Here is a 3966-nt window from a genome sequence, read left to right on the forward strand (position 1 = left end):
CGCACAGTGGACTTTGCAGCAATGTTTTGATTATGCGCTGAAAAATAATATTCAGTTAAACAGTTTACGCCTGAGCCGTATGAGCACAGAGCAGGACCTGCTGCTGTCAAGGGCCGCCAAACTACCTAATCTCACCGGCGCCGGATCTCAGTCGCTCAACGGTGGCAAAACATTAAACGCTTCCGGAGGCACGCCTTACGAAGTATACACCTCCGGTAACTACTCCCTGAACTCCAACGTCACCATTTTTCAGGGAGGATACCTCAATCAGGATATCCGGCAAAAGAACCTGTTGACTCAGATAGCAGGACTGAATATTGCACAACAGGTGAACGATATCACCGTGCTGATCACACAAGCATATCTTAACATCCTGCTGGCACGGGAAAACATTGTATATGTGAAAGACGTGGTAGCTACCTCCGAAGCCCAGGTAAAGCAAGGGCAGCAACAGTATGATGTAGGCAGTATTGCACTGATAGGACTGGTGCAGCTGCGGGCGCAGTTATCCAACGACCGCTACCTGCTCACTACCGCAGAAAACCAGCATCGCCAAAATAAACTCGTACTAAAACAGTTATTGCAGTTGCCCAGCGGTTACGACTTTGAAATAACGGAACCGGATACACTGATTTCCAACATGCACCTGTATGCGTTGCAGGAAGTGCAGGATTCCGCACTGGCAAACAGACCTGAAATAAAAAGCAGTGAACTGGGGATAGCCGTATCTAATCTTGATCTGGCAAAGGCGAAGGCTGGCTATTGGCCTACATTGTCGGCCGGTGGTGCATTAGGCACAGCTTATAATGGTGGTGGCACCGGTAGTACCTATTTCAAGCAGCTGGATAATAATTTTTATCAGCAGATAGGGCTCACCTTGTCTGTTCCGATTTTTACCCGCCGGGTAGTGAAAACAAATGTAGAAAAAGCAAAGATAGAAATAGATCAGTCGAAGCTTACACTTCAGGATACCAAAACTAATCTTTCGCAAACAATAGAACAGTCTTACATCAATGTGCTGAATGCACAATCACAGTACGATGCAGCCGTAGAACAGCTGAAGTATTCGCAGGAAGGTTATCGGATCGCCAGCGAACAACTGAAAGTAGGCGCTGCCAATATTGTGGTTTTTCTGCAGCAGAAGAATTTATATATACAGGCATTACAATCTTATATACAGGCTAAATATAATGCTGCTCTGAATATCAGGATCTATGATTTTTACAGGGGCATACCGGTCAAACTATAAATGCAAATGAGGTATGAGAAAATATAAAGGCGTTATCATAACTATAGTGATCATCCTGTTGATGATAGCTGTCTGGTATTTCTTTATCAGGAAAAAGAAAGTACTGGTTTCTTTTGAAACAGCCCAGCCCACCTATGGACATATTGCTACCTCCGTTACTGCAACGGGTACTATTCAACCAGTAGATACCGTGGCCGTAGGTACGCAGGTATCCGGTACCCTGAAACACCTGTATGTGGATTTTAACAGCCAGGTAAAAAAAGGACAGCTGTTAGGAGAACTCGACAAAGATTTATTTCAGGCACAGGTAGATCAGCTGAAAGCAAATGTGCAGGTAGCACAGGCGAATCTGGCCTATCAGAAAAATAATTTTGAGCGGCAGGAACTGTTGTATAAAACCGGCGCCATCAGTAAGGCAGACTACGATGTGGCCAGGAACCAGCTGGACCAGGGCAAAGCCAATGTAGCCAGCGTAAGCGCACAGCTGGCATCGGCCCTGAAGAATTTTTCTTTTACAGAAATCATTTCGCCGATCGACGGTGTGGTATTGAACAGGAATGTGAGCGTAGGACAAACCGTTGCTGCCAGTTTTAATACACCGACTTTATTTGTGATCGCAAAAGATATTACCAAAATGCAGGTAGAAGCCAGCGTAGATGAAGCCGATATTGGTAATGTTACCGACTCACAGCGTGTATCCTTTACCGTAGATGCTTACCTGGAAGATGTGTTTTCCGGGCGTGTGCTGGAAATCAGGCTACAGCCTTCTGTTTCGTCTAATGTGGTGACCTATAATACCATTATCAACGCGCCCAATGACGACAAGAAACTAAAGCCTGGCATGACCGCCAATGTCACCATCTTTACCGCAGAGAAAGACTCCGCGCTGCTGTTGCCGGTGAAGGCGCTCAAATTCCGGCCAGACTCCGCACAGTTAAAAGACTACATCATACAAAGTGCGGTGCGTAAAACGCCGGCAGAAAGAAAAGATACTACCGGCAAAACATTTAAGAGTACCGCACGCATTGGATCTTCCAACTATGTATGGCTGCTGCGTGGCGACACGCTGGTACAGAAACGAATCAGAACAGGATTAAATGACAATACACATATAGAAGTACTGGCAGGGCTAAACGAAAAAGATATTGTAGTAGTAAGCGTGAATGCTGCTGGTGCCGTGGTGGCAGCCGGAGGCAGCAGCAGTCCGTTTTTACCAAAAATGGGTGGAGGGCGTAGACGATGAGCAACGGCAAAATATTAGAATTGCAGCAGATCAAGCGTGAATTTGTAATGGGCACGGAAATAGTACGCGCCCTGAAAGGAGTAACTTTTGATGTGTTTGAAGGGGAGTTTGTCACCATCATGGGAAGCAGCGGTTCCGGTAAAACTACCCTGCTCAATATTCTTGGATGTCTGGACAAACCTACTTCGGGCAACTACCTGCTGGACGGTATCAATGTAAGCAGTTTGTCGCGCAACGAACTGGCGCGGTTACGCAATCATAAAATCGGGTTTGTATTCCAGGCATATAACCTGTTGCCGCGTACATCTGCCCTGGAAAATGTGGAACTGCCTTTGTTCTACAATCCGGAGCTGACGACCAAAGAGCGCAGGGACCGGGCATTGGGCGCACTGGAGTCTGTGAAGCTGGCCGATAGAGAAGGGCATACACCCAGCCAGCTTTCCGGCGGACAGCAGCAAAGAGTGGCTATTGCAAGGGCGCTGGTAAATCATCCGGTGATGATCCTGGCAGATGAGGCCACCGGTAACCTGGATACCCGCACTTCCTACGAAATTATGGCGCTTATGCAGGAGCTGAATCAGCAGGAAGGAAAAACGATTGTATTTGTAACACATGAGCCGGATATTGCCGCCTTCAGCAGCAGAACGATCATGTTGCGCGATGGGAAGGTGGTAAAAGATAGTAAGAACGAAAATGTACGCTCGGCAAAAGAAGCATTAGCATCTTTGCCGCCGGCAGAAGATTATTAATTAACCCGTAAGCATGAGTGCAATTAATCTCATAATGATCGCTCTAAGGGCTTTGCAGCGGAATAAACTCCGCGCATTCCTGACCATGCTGGGCATCATCATTGGTGTGGCAGCGGTGATTGCTATGGTAGCTATAGGCGAGGGTTCCAAGCAAAGTATTCAATCGCAGCTGGGTAATATGGGATCTAATATGATCACGATACTACCCAGCAGTAATGTGGCCGGAGGTGTACGAATAGGCGGTACCAGTTTTCAATCGCTCACCATTGCAGATGTACTGGCCATACAGAAAAATGCGGAGTACGTAAGTGGGGTGTCGCCGGTGGCCTCTACCAAAGGACAGGCGATTTATGGTGCGCTGAACTGGCCTACCACACTGCAAGGCGTGGCCCCTTCTTATTTTGATATCCGTAAACTTACCGTGAATGAGGGTATCAGTTTTTCTGATGCAGATGTAGCTACCGCCGCCAAAGTATGTTTACTGGGGCAAACAGTGATCAACAACCTGTTCCCCAGTGGCGAAAGCCCGGTAGGAAAGGTGATCCGGCTGGGCTCCATTCCCCTGCAGGTGATTGGCACGCTGGCGCCCAAAGGACAAAGCTCATTCGGGCAGGACCAGGACGATATCATTCTTACACCTTATACCACGGTACAAAAGCGTATCCTGGCCACTATTTATTTTCAGAGTATTTATGCCTCTGCTATCAATGAAGGTGCATCGGAAG

4 protein-coding genes are annotated in these 3966 nt (G+C 47.4%); all 4 read left to right on the top strand.

Annotated elements, in window-relative coordinates; all coding sequences use genetic code 11:
* The coding region (locus VIP81_RS06880) for a TolC family protein (RefSeq protein ID WP_331957755.1) at positions 1–1249 on the top strand (1249 nt) is incomplete at its 5' end.
* A gap of 13 nt (positions 1250–1262) precedes the next feature.
* Complete coding sequence (locus VIP81_RS06885) at positions 1263–2492, top strand: efflux RND transporter periplasmic adaptor subunit (protein ID WP_331957757.1); 1230 nt, start codon at positions 1263–1265, stop codon at positions 2490–2492.
* A complete protein-coding gene (locus VIP81_RS06890) occupies positions 2489–3241 on the top strand; it encodes an ABC transporter ATP-binding protein (RefSeq protein ID WP_331957759.1) in 753 nt (250 codons plus the stop codon). Before VIP81_RS06885 ends, VIP81_RS06890 begins: the two co-directional genes overlap by 4 nt.
* A 13-nt stretch (positions 3242–3254) precedes the next feature.
* A partial coding sequence (locus tag VIP81_RS06895; RefSeq protein WP_331957761.1) for an ABC transporter permease occupies positions 3255–3966 on the top strand: 712 nt, incomplete at its 3' end.

This window comes from Chitinophaga sp. (assembly GCF_036566945.1).
GTDB lineage: Bacteria > Bacteroidota > Bacteroidia > Chitinophagales > Chitinophagaceae > Chitinophaga.

Coding starts and splice junctions, on each gene's coding strand:
- VIP81_RS06885 (WP_331957757.1), top strand. CDS start 1,263: ATGAGAAAATATAAAGGCGTTATCATAACTATAGTGATCATCCTGTTG.
- VIP81_RS06890 (WP_331957759.1), top strand. CDS start 2,489: ATGAGCAACGGCAAAATATTAGAATTGCAGCAGATCAAGCGTGAATTT.